Raw genomic sequence first — 18,945 nt, 5'->3', positions numbered from 1 at the left:
GAACCTCCCCCAGACCCCCTACCTTCTTTCGCTTCCTGGCGCCCGACGCCGGGGGTGGTCTCCAGGTGGCAAAGAAGGTTGGGGGGCTCGGGGGGAAGTTCCCTTCCCCCCGTCTTTCCCATGACGCCGCTCCTCGAACTCACCGGCCTGGTGAAGCGCTTCCCCGTGCGCGATGCGCTTGGCCGCCGCGCCGGTGCCGTGCACGCCGTGGACGGCGTCACGCTCAGCGTCGCCGAGGGCGAGGTGCTCGCCATCGTGGGCGAGAGCGGCTGCGGCAAGTCGACGCTCGGCCGGCTGATGCTGAACCTCATCACCCCCGATGCCGGCACCGTTCGCTTCGCGGGCGACGACCTGACGAAGCTCTCGGCATCCGCGCTGCGCGCCAGGCGCCGCGACATGCAGCTGATCTTCCAGGACCCATTCGCGAGCCTCGATCCGCGCATGACGGTCGAGCAGGCGGTGGCCGAGCCGCTCCGCCTGCACCGCATCGTGCCCAAGGACCAGGAACGCGCGCGCGTGGCCGACCTGCTGTCCCGCGTCGGGCTGCGCCCGGAACTCGCGCGCCGCTGGCCGCATGAATTCTCGGGCGGGCAGCGGCAGCGCGTCGCCATCGCGCGCGCGCTGGCGTCGCAGCCCAGGCTCATCGTCGGCGACGAGCCGGTCAGCGCGCTCGACGTCAGCGTGCAGGCGCAGGTGGTGAACCTGCTGTCCGACCTGATCCGCGACCTCGGGCTGACCTTCGTGCTGATCAGCCACGACCTCGGCGTGGTGCGCCACGTGGCCGACCGCGTCGCCGTGATGTACCTCGGCCGCATCGTCGAGGAAGGCCCGGCCGCGCAGGTGCTGGGCGCGCCGCGCCACCCCTATACCCGCGCCCTGCTCGCCGCCGTGCCGGGCCATGGCGAGAAGGCGCCGCCGCTCGAGGGCGACGTGCCGTCCCCGATCGCGCCGCCGCCGGGCTGCCGCTTCCACACGCGCTGCCCCTTCGCCGAAGCCCGCTGCCGGGCGGAGACGCCGGACCTCGACGCCGGCCCGCACCGCGTGGCGTGCCACCTGGCGGACAGGTTGCCGCCGCCCGCCGGGCGCCCCGCGCGCCTGGCCGGCGGGGCGCGCCTGCAGCGCCTGCAATCCTTCTTCCGGGCCCCAAGCCCACAACCGGGAGTGCCACAATGAAAAGCAGCATCAAGGCCATCCTCGCCGCCGCCGCCGCGATCATCCCGGCGGTCGCGACCATCGCGCCGGCCAGCGCGCAGCACATGCGCATCGGCCTGCGCGAGGACCCCGACATCCTCGACCCCACCCTGTCGCGCACCTATGTCGGGCGCATCGTCTACATGGCCCTCTGCGACAAGTTGTTCGACATCAACGAGCGCCTCGAGGTCGTGCCCCAACTCGCCACCGGCTTCCGCTGGGAGGACCCGAAGACGCTGCTAGTCACGCTGCGGCCCGGCGTGCGCTTCCATGACGGCACGGCGATGGACGCCGAGGCGGTGCGCTATTCGCTCAACCGCCACCTGACGATGCAGGGCAGCTTCCGCCGCAGCGAGATCGCGGACATGGAGGCGATCGAGGTGGTGGACCCGGCGACCGTCCGCATCCGTCTCAAGGGCCCGTCCGCGTCGTTCCTCTCGGCGCTGACCGACCGCGCCGGCATGATCGTGAGCCCCACGGCGGCCGAGGCGGCGGGCCGCAACTTCGGCACCCGCCCGGTCTGCGCCGGTCCCTTCCGCTTCGTCGAGCGCGTGGCGCAGGAACGTATCGTGGTCGAGCGCTTCCCCGAATACTGGGACGCTGCCAACGTCCACATCGCGCGCGTGACCTACCTGCCCATCCCGGACAACACGGTCAGGCTGGCCAACCTGCAGTCCGGCGCGGTCGAGTTCGTGGAACGCATGGAGCCGGACGACATCCGCACCATCCAGCGCAACCGCAACCTGCGCGCCCATGCGGTGGACGAGCTCGGCTACCAGGGCCTGACCATCAACGTCGCGAACGGAGAACGCGCGAACACGCCGCTCGGCCGCGATGCCCGCGTCCGCCGCGCCTTCGAGCTCGCGATCGACCGCGCCGCGGTGAACCAGGTCGTCTACGAGGGCATGTACACGCCGACGCGCCAGCCCTTCCCGCCGGCCAACCCCTTCCACGTGCGCGACTTCCAGCCGCTGCCGCGCAACGTCGAGGCCGCCCGCGCCCTGCTGCGGGAAGCTGGCGTGACCACGCCGCTCGCCATCGAGATGACGGTGCCGAACAACCCCGACCTCCGCCAGGTGGGGGAGGTGATCCAGGCGATGGTGGCCGAGGCCGGCTTCACGCTGACGCTGCGCGCGATGGAATTCGCCTCCTCGCTCCAGGCGGCGCAGCGGGGCGACTTCGAGACCTACCTGGTCGGCTGGTCGGGGCGCGTCGATCCGGACGGCAACATCTTCTCCTTCTCCCGCACCGGCGGCGGGCAGAATGACGGCCGCTATTCGAACGCCGAGGTGGACCGGCTGCTCGACGCCGCGCGCACGGAACTGGATGTGGAGAAGCGCAAGGACCTCTACGCCCAGGCGCTGCGGATCTCGCTCGGGCAGGATGCCAACCGCATCTACCTCTGGCACCGCAAGAACATCATGGCGCACAGCGCGCGGCTGTCCGGCTACCGCCCGGTCTCGGACGGCATGATCCGGCTGCAGGGCATGAGGCTGCAGTGACCGCAGGGCACGGGCTGAAGGGCGGGGGAGGGGAACCTCCCCCGCGCCCTCTCCCTTCCTTGATCACCTGGCACCTGACCTTCATGGCGGGGCACCAGGTGCCAAGGAAGGTTGAGGGGGGTCCGGGGGGAGAAGTTCCCTTCGCCTCCCGCCCTTCGAGGATCTCCATCGCATGATCGTCTGGCTCCTGCGCCGCATCGGCCAGGTCATCCCCACGCTGCTGATCCTGTCGGTCCTGATCTTCGGGCTGCAGCAGCTCATGCCCGGCGACCCGGCGCTGATCCTGGCCGGGGAGGAGCGCGGCGACCCCGCGGTGCTGGCCGCGATCCGCGCCGAGCTCGGCCTCGACCGCCCGATCCACGAGCAATACCTGATCTGGATGTCGAAGGTGCTCGTCGGCGATTTCGGCTTCTCCTGGCGCATCCGCGTCCCGGTGTCGGAACTGATCCTGACCAAGCTGCCGGTGACGTTCCAGTTGGCCACGATGGCCTTCATCATCGCCATCCTGATCGGCGTGCCGCTCGGCATCCTGAGCGCGGTGAAGAAGGACACGCCGGCCGACTGGGCGGCGAACGGCGCCGCGCTGTTCGGCATCTCGACGCCCAACTTCTGGCTGGGCATCATGATGATCCTGCTGTTCAGCGTGGAGCTCGGCTGGCTGCCGCCATCGGGCTACGTGCCGATCACCGAGGATCCCTGGCAGTCGCTCGCCACCACCATCATGCCGGCCTTCGTGCTCGGCACCGGCGTGGCGTCGGTGCTGATGCGCCACACGCGGGCGGCGATGCTGACCGCGCTCAGCCAGGACTACGTCCGCACCGCCCGCGCCAAGGGGTTGAAGGAGCGCGTCGTGGTCTGGAAGCACGCGCTGCGCAACGCGCTGATCCCCGTGGTGACGCTGGGCGCCATCGAATTCGGCCGGTTGCTGGCCGGCGCGGTGTTGACCGAGCAGATCTTCACCATCCCGGGCTTCGGCAAGCTCATCGTCGATGCCGTGTTCAACCGGGACTACCCGGTGGTGCAGGGCGTGGTGCTCGCCACCGCGCTGATCTTCGTGATGCTGAGCCTGGTCGCGGACCTGCTGTACATGATGATCAACCCGCGCCTGAGGAATGCCTGATGGCGTTCCTCAGGCGTGGGTCTTCTGTGAGCCTCAGGCGCCGGCGTCGGCATCCGCCGGCTTGGCTTGCGCGCCATGCGCTGGTGCGCCCGGCGGTGCTGTCGGTCCGGGCGCGGTCGCGCTTTGCGCTCCCGGCCCGATGCGGGGCATCGGGCCGTTTGTTGTGTGGCCTCAGGCGCCGGCGCCGGCATCCGCCGGCTTGGCTTGCGCGCCACGCACTGGTGCGCCCGGCGGTGCTGTCGGTCTGGGCGCGGTCGCGCTTTGCGCTCCCGGCCCGAGGCGGGGCCTCGGGCCGCTTGTTGTGTGACCTCAGGCGCCGGCACCGCCATCCGGCGGCTTGGCTTGCGCGCCACGCACTGGCGCGCCCGGCGGTGCTGTCGGTCCAGGCGCGGTCGCGCTTCGCGCTTCCGGCCCGAGGCGGGGCATCGGGCCGCTTGGCAGGGGGGAAATCGCCATGAGCGCCACCGCCGTCATCCCCGCGCCCGAAAGCCCGACGCGCCGCGCCGTCCGCCGATTCCTGCGCCACCGCCTGGCGGTCTTCGGCCTCGTTGTCGTCGTGCTGTTCGTGCTCGTCGCCGTGCTCGCGCCGCTGATCGCGCCCTACGATCCGCTGCAGACCTCCTGGTCCCGCATCCGCAAGCCGCCATCCTGGGAACACTGGATGGGCACGGACGAGAACGGGCGCGACGTGCTCTCCCGCGTGATCTGGGGGGCGCGCGCCTCGCTCATGGCCGGCGTCATCTCCGTGCTGGGGGCGCTGGCGCTCGGCGTGCCGCTCGGGCTTCTCGCGGGGCTGGCCGGCGGCTGGGTCGATGCAATCATCTCCCGCGTCGCGGATGCGATGCTGTCCGTGCCCTTCCTGATCCTGGCGATCGCGCTCGCCGCCTTCCTCGGCCCCGCGCTCGAGAACGCGATGCTCGCCATCGCCATCACCGCCTCGCCGGTCTTCGCGCGGCTGGCGCGCGGCATGGCGCTGGACGCGAAATCGACCGACTGGGTGGAAGCCGCGCGCGCGCTCGGCAACCCCGCCTGGCGCATCGCCTTCGTCCACGTGCTGCCCAACATCATCCCGCCGCTGCTGGTGCAGGCGACGCTCGCGATCGCCGAGGCGATCATCGCCGAGGCCGCGCTCTCCTTCCTCGGCCTCGGCATGCAGCCGCCGAACCCGTCCTGGGGCTCGATGCTGAATTCGTCGCAGCGCTTCCTGACGCAGGCGCCCTGGCTGTCGATCTTCCCGGGTGCCACCATCATGATCGTGGTGCTCGCCTTCAATCTCATGGGCGACGGGCTGCGCGACGCGCTCGACCCGCGTGCCGAGCGGAAATGATCGACCTCCGCCCCGCGCCTGCCAGCCTGCCGCGCGGCCGGCGGATCTATGCCATCGGCGACATCCACGGCGCGCTGGGCAAGTTGCGCGCGCTGCACGGGACGATCGCCGCCGACCTGAAGCAACGCCCGGTGGCCTCCGCGCTGCTGCTTCACCTCGGCGACTACGTCGACAAGGGGGAGGGGTCCCGCGCGGTCCTCGACCACCTGACCGAACAGGACCCGGTCCCGGGCCTCGAGACGCTGAACCTCACCGGCAACCACGAGGAGACGATGCTGGCCGCGCTGGATGGCGACGGCGCGGCGGCGGCCGACTGGCTCTGGGGCGGCGGCCGCGCGACGCTCGACAGCTACGGAGTCGCCGCCGAGGCACCGCGGGAGGACTGGCCGCAGCATGTCCCGCCCGCCCATCTCCGCTTCCTGCGCCGCCTGCACCTGACTCACCAGGAGGGCGGCTATCTGTTCGTCCATGCCGGTATCCGCCCCGGCGTGCCGCTGGAGGATCAGTCACGCGAGGACCTCATCCGCATCCGCCACGACTTCCTGGGCAGCGAGCGCGACCACGGCGTCGTCGTCGTGCATGGCCACACGGCCGGCTTCAACCCGGTGGTGCGGGACAACCGCATCTGCCTCGACACCGCCGCCTGGTCCGGCGGACCGCTCACCTGCGGAGTGTTCGAGGGCGAGACGCTGGGCTTCCTGCAGGCCTGATCAGCCCCGCCGCACCGGCCCCGCGGGCGGCACGCCGCGTGGGTCGCGCAGGAAGGACAGATCCATCCGGTAGGGCCCGTCCCGCTGCGCCGGGTCGAAGGCGACCAGCACCGAGGTCATCTGCCGCATCTGGGGCACGGGGTCGAAGGGCAGGGGCTCGCTCTCGAACAGCCTGGCGCCGCCGCTGCGCGGGTCGATCCAGCGCGCCTGCAGCACCCAGCGCGGGCCGGCAGCCGACGCCTCCTGCCGCAGCCCGGCCAGCGGCACGTGCAGCGGCTGGACCCCAGAAGCCGCCTGCACGTGCAGGGCGTGGTCCTGCAGGGCGCGCTCGATGTAGCCCTGCGCGGTGGCGCCCGGTGCCGCGACCGCGCGCCGCACCACAAGGCCGACACCCGCGAAGATGATGCCCATCCCGCCGAGGATCGAGGCCACCAGCCAGCTCTCGAGGAAGCCCGCCATCTGCGCGCGGGACGGCTGCGCCGGGTCGTAGCGGACCCGGACCCTGTCCCCCACGCGGCAACAGGGCGGGGAGGAGGAGACACCCGATTCGACCCTGATCTCCTTCCCGTCCGGCAGGGCGAAGGCGAAGACCGGCGTCCAGCTTGGCGAGGAGGATCCGCTTCTGCCGGAGGTGCCGTGGCTCACGCGCATCGCGACCACCCGTCCGTCGGTTTCGACAGCGCCGGCGCGGAAGCGCAGTTCCAGTGCGACCGCCACGCCCGCGCCCGCCAGCAGGCCGAGGCCCAGGAGCAGGAAGCTCCAGGCCATCACGCGCGGCGCCCGGCCGATGCTGGCCACGGTCCCCGCCGGCGTCCGGATGCGCATCATGCTGTCCTCCGCAGGCGGTCGATGCCGAGCGCCGCCAGCCCGGGCACCGAGAAGACAGCCCCCGCCCCCGCCAGCACAAGGGCGATGATCCGGTTCTCTCGGCGCCACGCGATCCGCGCGCGGTCCAGCGTGGTCGGGTCCTGCAGCACCCGCACCGGGTCCCCCACGGCGCGGCAGGGCGCGGAGGTCGCGAAGCCCGCCACGACGCGGACCTCCCGCCCGCCCGCCACGAAGGCGAAGACCGGCGTCCATTGCGCGTGGACGCGCCCGCGGTCGCGCCGCTCGCCGGCCAGCATCCCGAAGATCCGGCCCTCGGCCTCGGTCATGCGCGCCTGCGCCGCGGCCTCGATTGCCGCGGCGATGCCGCTGCCGGCCAGAAGCAGGGCGCCGAGCGTCGCGAAGACCAGGCCGAGCACGCGCGCCGGCCGCGCCCCTTCCGGCATGATCCCGAGCGGCGTCACCTTCCAGCGCATCGGCCATCCTTCCGCGATGGGGCGATCATGCCAGACCTGCCGCCGGGACGGGCTGAAGTGCTTCGGCGTGGCAGGGCCGCTTGATCCGGGCCATCCGCCGCGCGATCTACGCGGCGTGAGAGACCTCCAGCGCCAGCCCCCGCCCATCGCCCCGCCCACCGCGCCCCCGCCCGTCGGCACGCGGCTGCTCGGCTTCTTCCTGCTCGGCGGCACGATGTGGATCGCGGGGGTTCTCGCGCTGTTCCGCAGCGTCTTCGCGCTGACGACGCCATGATCTCGGCGTTCTGGCGGCGCTGGCTGCTGCCCTTCACCATCCTGCCCTTCCTGCCCGCCACGTTGGTCAACCTGTTCGGCGGGCGGGAGATCGCGCTGCTCGGCTGCCTCGTCGGCATGGCGCTGCCGATCGGCGCGACCTGGCTGATGCGCCGCGGCAGGGCAGGGGATGCCAACCTGGCCGCGCTGCTGATGGGCGGCGCCGCCGCCTCCGTCGCGGCCGTGGGCGCGGAGTCCGGGCCGGTTGCCGCCCTGCTGCTCGCGGCCGGCGCCTGGGGCGGCACCCGCCTTCTCTATACCGGCGTGGCCGAGGCGCCCAAGCCGCCGCCCCCACCGCCGCCCGAGCCCCCGCCGCCGCCCCGGCCGCTCGACGATGCGCGGGCGCGCCTGGCCGCGATCTCCTTCCAGGCGCGCTCCGGCGCCGAGCCGCGCCTGCTGCCCGTCGCCGCCGCCATCGGCCGGGTGCTCGACGATTTCGAACGCCGCCCCGAACGGCTCGAGGAAGCGCGGCGCTTCCTGGCCGTGAACCTCGACGGGCTGGAACGGATCGCGGGCCGGCTGTCCGCCGGCGCCGAGCCGCCGCCCGGCCTGCCGCGCCTGCTGGCCGACATGGAGGCCGCCGCAACCGACCTGCGCAGCCGCCTGCGGGAGGAGGAGAGCGCGGCGCTCGCCGTGCAGGTGAAGGTATTGGGCGACCGGCTGCGGCAGGAGGGCTATGGTTGACCCCGCCCCGCGGCGGGGTTTCGCGCACCGACCGCGTATCCACGCGCGAGGCTGGCCAAAGCGTTCATCGACACCCAGCAAGGGACGAACGTCATGATCAGACCAGCCGCCTTCTGCGCCGCGCTGTTCCTCGCGGGCTGCGCGGCCGAGGCCCCCGCCCCGGTCACGCTGCCCGCGGGCACGGCGCCGCGCGGTATCCTCGACGAGACGGTGGCCGTCGGGCAGGACATCGCCGCCTTCTACCGCCGGCCGCAGCCCGGCCAGCCGGCCGCGGCGGCGCGCGCCATCGCCGAGATCGAATGGCTCGCCGCCAACCTTCCCACCTCGCCGCGCATGGCGGGGGCGAGCCCGGCGGGCCTGAACCAACTCCAACTCGCCCGCAACGAGGCGCGCAGCGCCCTCGGCATCCCGGCCCGCGCACCGGCACAGCCCGTGATCAACGGCCTCGCCGCCGCCGCCGCCGCGATCGAGGCGAACGACACCGCGGCCATCGCCCGCGCGCTGCCGCGCGGCACCTTCCCGCTCGGGCCGGATGAAACGGTGCGTCGCCTCGCCGCGCCGCCACCCAACCGCAACATCATGGGCGCCCTGCAGGCGCTGAGCGTCGGGCGCCGCGGCGGCGGCACCTGAGGGCGCCGGGCCGGCGCTTCGCCCGTCGCGGCGGGGCATGCCACACTCCCCCCAAGCCGGCGCGGCAACCCAGCCGCGCCGGCGCCAGGGGGAAAGCCACCATGATCCTTCGTCGTCACCTGCTGGCCGCTGTCGCGATTCCCGCGGCACCGGGCATCGCCCGCGCGCAGGCGCCATCGGGGCCCATCCGCATTGTCTCCCCCTTCCCGCCGGGCGGCAGCACGGATGCGCTGGCGCGCCTGCTGCAGCCGCATCTCCAGGCGGAATTCGGCGTGCCCGTGGTGGTCGAGAACCGCGCCGGCGCCTCGGGCGCGATCGGGACGGCCGCGGTGGCGCGCGCCGCGCCCGACGGCAATGCCTGGGTGCTGGTGTTCGACACCCACGCCGTGAACCCTGCGCTGATCCCGAACATGGGCTTCGACACGAAGCGCGACCTGGCGCCGGTGCTGCTGTTCGGCACCGCGCCCATGCTGGTCTGCGCGACCCGCGGCCGCCCCTTCCGCCGCTTCGAGGACGTGGTCGCCGCCGCCCGCGCCCGCCCCGACACCATCACCTACGGCTCGATCGGCAATGGCAGCCTGGCGCACCTGACCATGACGCTGGCCGCCAAGGCCGGCGGCTTCACGCTGGTCCATGTGCCCTATCGCGGCGGCGGGCCGATCCAGACCGCGGCCGTGGCCGCCGAGGTGGACCTGGCCGTCGCGACCCCCGCGGTGCTCGCCCGCCATGTCGAGGCCGGCGCGCTCGTCGCGCTGGCGCAGACCGGCGCGCGCCGGTCCCCCTCCTGGCCGAACCTCCCGACCCTGGCCGAGGCCGGCATCGCGGGGGTGGATGCCAGCGCCTTCTGGGGCTTCCTCGGCACCGCGGGCACGCCCGCGCCGATCGTGGCGCGCATGGAGGCGGCGCTGCGGAAGGCGCTCGAGGTGCCGATGGTGCGCGAGCGCATCGCCACCATGCAGATCGACCTCGACCCGCAGGGCGGCGCGGCCTTCGGCGCCTTCCTCGACCGCCAGATGGAGACCTGGGGGCGCGTGGTGCGGGAGAACAACATCCGGCCGGACTGAGCGGCGCCCTGCCACAGCACGGCCGCAACCCCGGGGCAGGATGACGCCATGCGCCGCCTGCTGATGCCGGTCCTCCTCCTGCCGCTCGCCGCCTGCGTGGTGGTGCGGCCCGTGCCGATCGCCCTGCCGACGGGCCCCGCCTGCGAGGACCCCGCCACGGGCGCGGTCTATGGCGCGCTGGCGGGGGCGGGCATCGGCGCGATCGCGGGCTCGGCCACGGCCGATGCCGGCCGAGGGGCCGCGATCGGCGCAGGGATCGGCGCGCTGGCCGGCGCCGCGATCGGCGCCCAGCCCTGCGCGTCGCCGCCGGGCTATCCGCCGCCGGGCTACGGTGCGCCTCCCTACGGGCCGGAACCCTACGCCCCGCCGCCCTACTAGAGCAGCGCCCGATCGGATGGAACCGCGGCGCGGTCCCGCCGATCGGGTATAAGATGATCTACAATATGTGTTTTCTGGAGCAAGGAGTCCGATCGGATGATTCCATCTGATCGGATATTGTTCTTCGGATTTTGCTCTTCGGATTTTGCTCTTCGGATTTTGCTCTAGCCCCGCCCGATTGCCCCGGCGGCGCAACGTCGCCACATGCCCCGCCATGCAGGACCCATGCGCCGCGTGTTGACCGCCCTCGCCATCGTCGCGGCCATCCCGCTGGTGCTGACGGGCGCCCTCTGGGCGGGGCAGGAGCGGCTGATCTTCCTGCCGGACCCGCGCCCGCTGGTCGCCCCCGACGGCTGGCGCCGGGAAAGGCTACGCACGACGGACGGCCTCGACCTCGGCTTCCTGGCGGCCGAGGGCGCGGCCAGCCGCCCCGTCATCCTGCATTTCCACGGCAATGGCGGGAATGCCGGGGACCGCGTCGGCCTCGCCAATATTTTCAACGGTGCCGGCTATTCCTTTGTTCTTGCGGAATACCGGGGCTACGGCCGCAACCCCGGCCGGCCGGGCGAGGACGCCTTCGCGCAGGATGCCGTCGCCTATCTCGACTGGACGCGCAGCCGCTTTCCCGGCCGTCCGGTCGTGCTCTGGGGCGAAAGCCTCGGCTCGGGCGTCGCCACCCGCCTGGCGGAGGGACGCGGCGACATCGCGGCGCTGGTGCTGGAAAGCCCCTTCACCTCGGTCGCCGACCTGGCGCGCGGCATGTACCCGGTGCTGCCGACCGACTGGCTGCTGCGCCACCGCTTCGAAAGCCGGGCGCGCCTGCCGGGCATCGCGGCACCGATCCTGGTGGTGGGCAGCGCGGCGGACCGCATCACGCCCGCCGCACATGCGCAGGGCATGGCGGAGGCGGCGCGGGACGGGCGGTTGGTCATGCTGCCGGGGGGCGCGCATCCGGCGGTGCTGAACGACCCGAGCGGCGAGGGCGTTCGGGCGGTGCTGCGGTTCCTGGGGGAGGCGGTGCGGTAGGGGGGGGAAAGGCCAGGGGCGCCGCCCCTGGACCCCGCCAGGAAACTGAGTTTCCTGGACCTTCCGCAATTCGGGGCCGGGCGCAGCCTCGCCGGTCGCGCGCGAAGCCCTTGGCTCGGGCGGCCGCCGCCGGAACCAACCCATTTTACTCGACACGCTGTAAACGTTCCTTATATGTTCTCATTGACTCCGCGCCGCCGAGACCCCGCCCATGCCCCACCTCACCACCCCCCGCCCCTGGGCCCCGCTCTCCGACCACGAATGGACCTGCCTCGCCCCCTACATCGCCCGTGCCGCCGCCCGCCCCGGCCCGAAGGTCGAGGACCTGCGCGCCCGGATGGACGCCATCTTCCGCATCGCCACCACGCGCGACCCCTGGCGCGCCCTGCCGCCGGAATATGGCCGCCCCGACACCGTCTCCCGCTTCTTCCGCCGGCTGACGCATGCGGGGCTGTGGCAGCGCCTGCTGGATGCGCTCGCCACCGGCGCCGTGCCGGCGCATCTGCAGGCGCTGGAACACTGGATCTGCCGCGCCTGCCAGCGCGCCGGGCGCATCCTCGGGCTGCGGTTCATCGCGCTGGCGCGGCGGCTCGGTTTCCTCAGCGCGCTGAAGGGGCCGCCGCACCTGGTGGCGGATCCCGATCTGTCCGAAACGATCCGGCGCTTCCCGCTGCGGCTCGCGTTCATTCCGGCGATGCAGGAAGGCGGGCGGAATCTCGTGCTGCGCGCGCTGTCCCGCCTGCACCGGCGGTGCGGCGGCGTGCAGCGTATCCCGCGCGCGCTGGCGCCCGCTTGACCGGCCCGGCGGGGCGCAGTCCGATGCCTCCAACGCCAGACCCATCAGGAGGAACCGCCATGCGCGCCTGGGCCGTCGTCGAGACCGGGAAGCCGCTGCAGCAAATCGACCTGCCCACGCCCGAACCGGCGGGCCAGCAGGTGCTGATCGAGGTGACGCATGCCGGCGTCTGCCATTCCGACCTGCACATCTGGGAAGGGGAATACGACCTCGGCTCCCGCGGGAAGATGCGTCTGACCGACCGCGGCGTGACGCTGCCGCTCGCCATGGGGCATGAGATCGTCGGCCGCATCGCGAAGTTCGGGCCGGACGCGAAGCCGGGCGGCCTCAAGGTCGGCGACCAGGTCATCGTCTTCCCCTGGGTCGGCTGCGGCACCTGCCCGCAATGCCGGGCGGACGAGGACAACATGTGCCTCAAGCCGCGCAGCCTCGGCGTCTACCAGCATGGCGGCTACGCCACGCATTGCCTGGCGCCGGAACCACGGCACCTGGTGCCGCTCGGCGGCCTCGATCCCTCGCTGGCCGCGACCTATGCCTGCTCGGGCATCACGGTGTTCAGCGCCATCAACAAGGTCATGCCGCTGCCGCCGGAGGAACCCGTGGTGCTGGTCGGCGCCGGCGGGCTCGGCCTGAACGCCATCGCGGTGCTGCGCGCCAAGGGGCACAAGCGGATCGTGGTGGTCGATGTCAGCGCGCAGAAGCTCGATGCCGCGAAGGCCGAGGGCGCGACCGACACCGTGCTCGCCGCCGGGGAGGACACCGCGAGGCGCATCATGGAGGCCGCCGGCGGCCCCGTCGCCGCCATCGTGGACCTGGTGAACGGCACCGACACCGCGCGCTTCTGCTTCGACGCGCTGCGCAAGGGCGGCAAGCTGGTGCAGGTCGGGCTGTTCGGCGGGGAGATGAACATCCCGCTGCCGCTGATGCCCATCCGCGCACTCACGATCCAGGGCAGTTATGTCGGCAATGTCAAGGAGTTGCGCGAATTGGTTAAGATTGCGCAGTCGGGCGCCTTGCCGGCGATCCCGATCACCAACATGCCGCAGGATCAGGCGGATGCGGCGCTGAACCGGCTGAAGGACGGCAAGGTGGTCGGCCGCATCGTGCTGACGGCCGCGGCGGCATGACGGCGGCGCCGCGCCCCCCGCCCGGTCCGGGGCGGGGGCGCGCGGCGCGGTGTCCGAGACGGCCGGAGCCGGCGTATTCAGGCCAGCGGATAGGCCCCGCCCGTCACCGGGTCGGTCGCCGGGTCCGGCGTCGCCGCGATGGCGTGCAGGGCGCGTGCCCGTTCCTCCGGCGCGCCGTGGTGCTGGTCGGGCGGGTCCGAGCCCTCGGGATAGGCGCCAACCACCTGCAGGTCCGGGCTCGCCTCCAGGTTCCGGTGGCCGGTTCCGGCCGGCAGCACCGCCACGTCCCCGGCCGCGAGTTCCACCTGCACGCCCTGCTCGCCGCCGAGTTGAACGCGCACCTGTCCGGCGACCACGGCCAGCGCCTCATGCGCGTTGGAATGGTAGTGGTGCCAGGCGTGGATGCCGCCCCGCCAGGCCGGGCGCCAGGCATTGGCGAGGAACAGCGCCTCGGCCGCGGCCGGTTCGCCCACGGGCACGGCGGCGCGATGCAGCAGCACGGGCAGGCGCGGGTTGTTCGGGATGTCCCCGCCGTCCGGGAGAAACAGCAACTCCGCCCCGTCCCTGCGATGCTCGTGCATGGCGTCCCTTCCTTGTCGCGTGGAATCCCCTTCTCCATGATGCCCGTCGGACGGGGAGGGTTCCAGCATGACCGACATCACGCCGCTGCGCGACTTCATCCGCGACATGACGAACCTGGCCGAGGATGGCGCCACCGAGCAGCGCTGGCTGACCGAGGGCGCGGCGCTGCTGCGCCGTCTCGTCGCGACCGACGCCTGGCTGCCGGAGGATTGCGCCGTGCCGGGCCCGCGCTACCGGCAGTACCTGTTGCACTGCGACCCGCTGGAGCGCTTCAGCGTCGTCTCCTTCGTCTGGGGCCCGGGCCAGCGGACGCCGGTGCACAACCACACGGTCTGGGGCCTGGTTGGCATGCTGCGTGGCGAGGAGGTCTCGACCGAGATGCGCCCCGGCGCGCCCATGGCCGCCGGCCAGGTCGACCGGCTGCGGCAGGGGGAGGTGGTCGCCGTCGGCGCCGATACCTACGACATCCATGTGGTCGAGAACGCGCTGCCGGACCGCGCCTCCATCAGCATCCACGTCTATGGCGGCAACATCGGCGCGGTGGAGCGTTCCGTCTTCGACCCTGCGACCGGCGCGGCGAGGCGCTTCATCTCGGGCTACGACAATGACGCCGTGCCGAACCTCTGGGACCGCAGCCGGGAGAGCGCGGCGGCCTGAACACGCGAAGGGCCGCCCCCGGGGCAGGGGCGGCCCTTGCGAAGCATCCGCTCGGCTGGCGTCAGCGGCGGGCGCCGCGCGCCGCCGGGGCCTGGGCCACTTCCTCGAGCGCGAGGCGCGCCGCGTCGGAGGCATTGACGCGGGTGGGCGAGGTGCCGGCCATCATCATGCCGCCCGTCGCATCGGGCCGGTTGTGGATGAAGCCGTAGACCGGATAGGTGCGGCCGTAGGCCTCGGCGCTGTGGCCGACCTGCACGCGCACTTGCGTCCAGTTGTTGTTGGGCGAGACGTCGATGACCGACACCCCGCGCATGATGCTGCCGCGGCGGATCCCGGGGCCGCCCCAGTTGGCGTGGTGGATCAGCACCTCGCGCTGGGAGACGACACGCTCCACGACCGCGACGTGGCCGGACCGCATGCCGCCCGAACCGGGGAAGGCCATTACCGAGCCGGGCTCGGGCCGGTTGCCACGGGCATAGAGGCCGGCGGCATTGTGCCACCAGTCGCGGCCATTGCCGCTGATCGCCATGCCCGTCGCCTGGCGGGCGTAGGGCACGCAGGAGATGCCGCGCCCGACGGAACCGGCTGCGGCCGAGCGGCTGCCGCGGCCGGCTCGCGCTGCGCTGCGGTTGGCCGGCGCGTTGCGCGCCGCGACGTTGCGGCCGCGCTGGGTGGTCGCGCGCGCCGTCGGATTGGCCGCGCGAGGACGGCTGGCGGCAGGTGCCGTCGCCGCCGCGCTGCGCGCCGAGGGCTTGCCCTGGCGCCCGTCGGTTGCCCGGGCCTCGGCATCCCCCGCCGCGAATCCCAGACCGCCGAACACGATCGCCAGCGCGATCGCCGCGATATTTGCCTTCATGTTCCCCCGTCGCCCCTCGGAAGCCCCTGCCGGATGGTTTTCGAACCGGTGTGTGACTTCGGTAACAAGCGCGGAACGGGGGCGGCAAGCCGCCGGTCTGTAACGCGGGGAAATCAGGAGTGATTTGTCGTGCGGGGCCGGGGCAGGCGAGCCGTCTCAGGACCAGGTTCCCAGGATTGGGGCGAGAATTGGACAGAGCCACAGTGTGGTGGCCGGAAAACAACAACGCCCGGTGCCATGGCGCCGGGCGTCGCGTCGGAATCGAGGAAAGGATTCCCGTATCGCAATGGCCGCGTCAGCGGCAGGCGGTGACCATGATCTCCACCAGGTGGCGCGGGTCGGCCATGTTGGCCTCCACGCACGCGCGGGCCGGGGCGCCGCCGGGCGGCAGCCACGGCGTCCAGACCTCGTTCATCGCGCCGCGGTCGGCGATGTGCTTCACCCAGATCGTCGCAGTCAGCATCCGGGTCTTGTCGGTGCCGTTCGCCTCCAGCGCGGCGTCGATCTTGGCCAGCACCTCGGCCGTCTGGCCCTTGATGTCCTTCGACAGGTCATCGGCGGTCATACCCGCGAGATAGACGAAGTTGTGGTACTCGACCGAGGACGAGAGGATCTGGTTCGTACCCTGGCGGGTGATCTTGGACATGCCGGCCGCTCCTTCGCGATATGCGCCCGGGCGCGGGCGCGATGCCTGCGCCGTGGGCGCGCGCCGGTTCTAGAACAGCTTTCGCAAGGCGGGAATGACCCGGCCCGCCCGTCAGCCCGGCCTGCGGAGGCGGTCGATCACCAGGGGGTCGAAGGGGGAGGCGGCGACGATCCGCTCGTCGCGCGCAAATGCATCGAGCGCGGCGCGCAGCCGCGGGCTGTCCCGTCCATCCACCGCCGCGTCCCAGCGACCGCGCCGTGCCAGCGCCGATTGCGCGAAGCGCCGCAACGGCCGGTCCACGGCCGGCACGGCGCCGCGGGCGCTCTCCCCGGCCAGGAGGGCGGCGCCCTGGCGCGCCTCGGCCGGCGGCACGCGTGGGGCGAGCGCCTCCCGGTACCGCCTCGCGGCCCCGACGCCCCTGCGCTCGGCCAGGCGGAACCGTGCCAGGGCCTCCGGCCAGTCCCGCGCCGTGCCCTCGCCGGCGACCTGCAGCATGGCCATGGCGAAGCCGGCCTCGGGGTGGCCACGCTCGGCGGCACGATGGAACCAGAGCGCGGCCCAGGCGGTGTCGCGCGGCGTGCCGTCGCCGGCCTCGAGGAGCCGGCCGAGCAGGAACTGCGCCTCCGCCTCGCCCTCATGCGCCGCGAGGTTCAGCCAGGGGATGGCTGCGGCCGTGTCGCGCCGGCCATCGCCGCGCGACAGATGCGCGAGTGCCACGAGGACCTGCGCTTCCGGGTGGCCGAGCCGCGCCGCCTGCTCGAACAGCGCGGCGGCGCGGTCGGGGTCGCGCGTACCGCCGCGCGGCGGATTCAGGGTCCGCTGCGCATCGCGAAAGAGGCTCGCGGCGCGCGCGCGGTCCTGGGACTCGGCGGGGGCGGGGCGCGCGGTCGGCACCGCGACGTCGCCGTGCAACGCCGAGCAGCCGCCGAGCACGACCACGGCCAGCAGAACCAAGGCGGCCGCCTGCAGGCGGCCGGCGGCGCGCCGCACGGCACCCGGGCCCGGCCCAAGCCGCCCCCCCGCCGGCGAGGCGCAGGCAACGACGCGGTGCATCGGCATCGGCGAGGCGCGCTAGCGGCGCGGCCTCCCGATGTCGTCGGTCGGCAGGCCGAGAAGGTCGTCGACCCGCTCCGCGACCGCCCTGGTCACGGGCTTGTTGGCCGCGTCCGTCAGTTCCTCCGCGCGCGCCGCGGCGATCTCGGCGCGCAGCTGCGCGGGCGACAAAGTCGGATTGGCAAGCGCGGCCATGACCCTGTCTTCGTAGGCCGCGATCATGCCGACTCGGGAGTTCGGTGCCGCGTTCTGTCGCGCGGTGGGCGAGGCGTGCGCCGCGTTGAGCGCGCCGAGCGCGCTTGCCAGCGCGCCACGGTCGGCCGAGCCGCCGCGCCCGGGGCCGCCGCCGCGGCCATCCGGTCCGCCGCGTCCCGACGCGGCCGAGGCGCCCTGGCCGCGGCCTTGGCCCTGGTTGCCGGGGCTGCCGGCATCGTCGCCGCGGCCACCACCGAAGCCGCCGCCGCGGCCGTTCTCGCCGGCCGAGGCACTTGCACCCTGGCCGCCGGCATTGCCGCCGCCATTCCCGCCGCCGCCGCCACCTCCGCCGCCACCTCCGCCGCCACCACCACCACCACCTCCGCCACCACCTCCGCCGCCGCGCGCATGGGCGGGCGAGGACAGGTCAAGCGGCAGGCCCGGCAGGGCCGTGAGGGACAGGACGCCCAGCAGCAGCAGGCTGCGCTGGAACAGGGGCGCGAAGGTCGCCCGCGGCAAGGTGCTGGGCATGGTTGGCCATTCTCCTGGTCGTCGGCTGCGCCACGGCGCGCTGGTCACGGAAGCGTGCGCTCATCGGCAGGTATCACGCAATGGCCTCGCGTTGTCGTGAGGCCGCGGGCGGCCGCGCCGGAGCGGAGCCCGCGGCCCGCCACGTGTCGTCCCTTCGCCTCAGGCCACCCGGTAGGTGCTGCCCGATGCCGCCGCGCCGATCATCGCCTCATAGACCGCGACGCCGTGGATCGCCTCCGCCGACGGCAGCGGATAGGCCGGCCCGCCGGCGACGGCGGCGGCGAAGGCCGCGAGTTCCGCGGCCTCGATGTCGGTCTTGGGGAAGTCGCGCACCCAGCCCTCGCCGTCGCGCGGCGTGAAGGCCAAGTGCTCGTGCCCGTGCAGTTCCAGCAGGCCGTCGGTGCCGAACAGCGCCACGCGCCAGTAGCGCGGCGCCAGCGCCAGCGTCGCGAAACCGGCCGTCACGCCGCTCTCGAAGCGCATCAGCGCGGCGGTCGTGTCGTCGAGCCCGTTGTCGATCGCCCGCGCATGGGAGAGCACCGTCACCTCGGCGATCGGCCCGGCCAGGTTGATGAACATGTCGACCATGTGGATGCCCATGCCGCCCATCCCGCCGAGCGGGCTCTCGGCCCGGTCCGCGCGCCACATGCCGGGCTTGTAGGCGGCCGCGCCCGGCCCGCTGAACTGGCCCTCCACATGCAGCAGCGTGCCGAGGCGCCCGGCCGCCAGCATCGCCTTCATCTCGGCGACCGCCGGCAGGAAGCGGCGATTGTGCCCGAGCGCGAGCACCACCCCGGCGCGCGCGCAGGCCGCCACGGCGGCCTCCGCCGAGGCCTTGGTCATGGTGAAGGGCTTCTCGACGAACACGTGCTTGCCGGCGGCGGCCGCGGCGACCACCTGATCTGCGTGCATCCGGTGCGGGGAGGCGATGGCGACGACCTGCACGGCCGGGTCGGCCAGCACCGCGTCGAAATCGGGCAGGATGCGCAGGCCCTGCCGCGCGGCCCAGTCGGCGGCGCGCTCCGGCCGGCCGGTGCAGCCGGCGACGAAGCGGATGCCGGCATCGTTCCGGCCCTGGACGCTGTCGACCAGAGTCTGGCCCCAGCGGCCCATGCCGATAATCGCCGCGTCGAGCATGCCTTCCATTCCCCTCCGTTCCCCGCCGGCCCGCACGGCCGGACGCTCCTATGCACCAGCGGCCGGCGCATGCATATGAACAAGCAGCATATGAAGACCCGGTACAACCAATGATCGATG

General features: G+C 73.2%; 22 protein-coding genes. 14 read left to right on the top strand and 8 right to left on the bottom strand.

Translation table 11 applies throughout. From position 1 onward, the window contains the following. Nucleotides 1-120: 120 nt before the first annotated feature. From E8M80_RS00800 to E8M80_RS00780, 5 genes are all read left to right on the top strand, one after another. Nucleotides 121-1,173: an ABC transporter ATP-binding protein gene (locus tag E8M80_RS00800; protein WP_137123744.1), complete on the top strand. Its 1,053-nt coding sequence runs from the start codon at nt 121-123 to the stop codon at nt 1,171-1,173. Next, the gene (locus E8M80_RS00795) at nt 1,170-2,693 is read left to right on the top strand and encodes an ABC transporter substrate-binding protein (RefSeq protein WP_137123743.1); all 1,524 of its coding nucleotides are present in this window, start codon (nt 1,170-1,172) and stop codon (nt 2,691-2,693) included. Before E8M80_RS00800 ends, E8M80_RS00795 begins: the two co-directional genes overlap by 4 nt. Nucleotides 2,694-2,865: 172 nt before the next feature. After that, entirely contained in the window at nt 2,866-3,813 is a 948-nt protein-coding gene (locus E8M80_RS00790) for an ABC transporter permease (protein ID WP_137123742.1), read from the top strand. A gap of 454 nt (nt 3,814-4,267) precedes the next feature. Continuing rightward, complete coding sequence (locus E8M80_RS00785; RefSeq protein ID WP_137123741.1) at nt 4,268-5,140, top strand: ABC transporter permease; 873 nt, start codon at nt 4,268-4,270, stop codon at nt 5,138-5,140. Next, on the top strand, nt 5,137-5,850 hold the full coding sequence (locus tag E8M80_RS00780; RefSeq protein WP_137123740.1) for a metallophosphoesterase: 714 nt from the start codon (nt 5,137-5,139) through the stop codon (nt 5,848-5,850). The genes E8M80_RS00785 and E8M80_RS00780 overlap by 4 nt, the downstream gene beginning before the upstream one ends. Here E8M80_RS00780 and E8M80_RS25680 read toward each other — a convergent pair whose 3' ends face one another. Together E8M80_RS25680 and E8M80_RS25675 are read right to left on the bottom strand one after the other, a co-directional pair. Continuing rightward, a complete protein-coding gene (locus E8M80_RS25680) occupies nt 5,851-6,678 on the bottom strand; it encodes a DUF3592 domain-containing protein (RefSeq protein ID WP_170979134.1) in 828 nt (275 codons plus the stop codon). It lies immediately after the preceding gene. Then, complete coding sequence (locus E8M80_RS25675; protein ID WP_170979133.1) at nt 6,675-7,151, bottom strand: DUF3592 domain-containing protein; 477 nt, start codon at nt 7,149-7,151, stop codon at nt 6,675-6,677. Before E8M80_RS25675 ends, E8M80_RS25680 begins: the two co-directional genes overlap by 4 nt. 115 nt (nt 7,152-7,266) lie before the next feature. Here E8M80_RS25675 and E8M80_RS25670 point away from each other — a divergent pair, with 115 nt between their 5' ends. From E8M80_RS25670 to E8M80_RS00740, 8 genes are all read left to right on the top strand, one after another. Then, nucleotides 7,267-7,425 carry a hypothetical protein gene (locus tag E8M80_RS25670; RefSeq protein ID WP_170979132.1) on the top strand — a complete coding sequence of 53 codons (159 nt, stop codon included), beginning with the start codon at nt 7,267-7,269 and terminating at the stop codon, nt 7,423-7,425. Then, entirely contained in the window at nt 7,422-8,147 is a 726-nt protein-coding gene (locus tag E8M80_RS00770) for a hypothetical protein (RefSeq protein ID WP_137123738.1), read from the top strand. The genes E8M80_RS25670 and E8M80_RS00770 overlap by 4 nt, the downstream gene beginning before the upstream one ends. A gap of 93 nt (nt 8,148-8,240) precedes the next feature. Continuing rightward, nucleotides 8,241-8,777 carry a hypothetical protein gene (locus E8M80_RS00765; RefSeq protein ID WP_137123737.1) on the top strand — a complete coding sequence of 179 codons (537 nt, stop codon included), beginning with the start codon at nt 8,241-8,243 and terminating at the stop codon, nt 8,775-8,777. Between the two features lie 101 nt (nt 8,778-8,878). Further along, entirely contained in the window at nt 8,879-9,841 is a 963-nt protein-coding gene (locus E8M80_RS00760; RefSeq protein WP_137123736.1) for a tripartite tricarboxylate transporter substrate-binding protein, read from the top strand. Between the two features lie 48 nt (nt 9,842-9,889). After that, complete coding sequence (locus tag E8M80_RS00755) at nt 9,890-10,219, top strand: YMGG-like glycine zipper-containing protein (protein WP_137123735.1); 330 nt, start codon at nt 9,890-9,892, stop codon at nt 10,217-10,219. A gap of 225 nt (nt 10,220-10,444) precedes the next feature. Then, entirely contained in the window at nt 10,445-11,245 is an 801-nt protein-coding gene (locus E8M80_RS00750; RefSeq protein ID WP_170979131.1) for an alpha/beta hydrolase, read from the top strand. 211 nt (nt 11,246-11,456) lie between these two features. Beyond that, a complete protein-coding gene (locus tag E8M80_RS00745; protein ID WP_137123733.1) occupies nt 11,457-12,041 on the top strand; it encodes a transposase in 585 nt (194 codons plus the stop codon). 59 nt (nt 12,042-12,100) lie between these two features. Then, a complete protein-coding gene (locus tag E8M80_RS00740; RefSeq protein ID WP_137123732.1) occupies nt 12,101-13,168 on the top strand; it encodes an alcohol dehydrogenase in 1,068 nt (355 codons plus the stop codon). Nucleotides 13,169-13,245: 77 nt separating this feature from the next. Here E8M80_RS00740 and E8M80_RS00735 read toward each other — a convergent pair whose 3' ends face one another. Beyond that, nucleotides 13,246-13,749, bottom strand: coding sequence for a cupin domain-containing protein (locus E8M80_RS00735; RefSeq protein WP_137123731.1), 504 nt, complete (start codon nt 13,747-13,749; stop codon nt 13,246-13,248). Between the two features lie 67 nt (nt 13,750-13,816). Here E8M80_RS00735 and E8M80_RS00730 point away from each other — a divergent pair, with 67 nt between their 5' ends. Further along, nucleotides 13,817-14,407, top strand: coding sequence for a cysteine dioxygenase (locus E8M80_RS00730; protein ID WP_137123730.1), 591 nt, complete (start codon nt 13,817-13,819; stop codon nt 14,405-14,407). Nucleotides 14,408-14,468: 61 nt separating this feature from the next. On the opposite strand, the gene E8M80_RS00725 is transcribed toward E8M80_RS00730, so the two are convergent. The 5 genes from E8M80_RS00725 to E8M80_RS00700 form a co-directional block, all read right to left on the bottom strand. Further along, nucleotides 14,469-15,263, bottom strand: a complete 795-nt coding sequence (locus E8M80_RS00725; protein ID WP_137123729.1) for a CHAP domain-containing protein — start codon at nt 15,261-15,263, stop codon at nt 14,469-14,471. Between the two features lie 295 nt (nt 15,264-15,558). After that, nucleotides 15,559-15,909 (bottom strand): RidA family protein, encoded by a 351-nt coding sequence (locus tag E8M80_RS00720; protein WP_137123728.1) that lies wholly within the window; start codon nt 15,907-15,909, stop codon nt 15,559-15,561. Nucleotides 15,910-16,020: 111 nt separating this feature from the next. Beyond that, complete coding sequence (locus tag E8M80_RS00715) at nt 16,021-16,899, bottom strand: tetratricopeptide repeat protein (RefSeq protein WP_170979130.1); 879 nt, start codon at nt 16,897-16,899, stop codon at nt 16,021-16,023. Nucleotides 16,900-16,980: 81 nt separating this feature from the next. Then, nucleotides 16,981-17,688, bottom strand: a complete 708-nt coding sequence (locus E8M80_RS26835) for a hypothetical protein (protein WP_206035540.1) — start codon at nt 17,686-17,688, stop codon at nt 16,981-16,983. A gap of 159 nt (nt 17,689-17,847) precedes the next feature. After that, a complete protein-coding gene (locus E8M80_RS00700) occupies nt 17,848-18,834 on the bottom strand; it encodes a Gfo/Idh/MocA family protein (RefSeq protein WP_240789838.1) in 987 nt (328 codons plus the stop codon). Nucleotides 18,835-18,945 lie beyond the last annotated feature (111 nt).

Source organism: Roseomonas sp. HF4, assembly GCF_005222755.1.
Taxonomy (GTDB): Bacteria; Pseudomonadota; Alphaproteobacteria; order Acetobacterales; family Acetobacteraceae; genus Neoroseomonas.
Note: the sequence above shows the minus strand (reverse complement) of the source record. Positions and strands in the feature narration are given on the sequence as shown.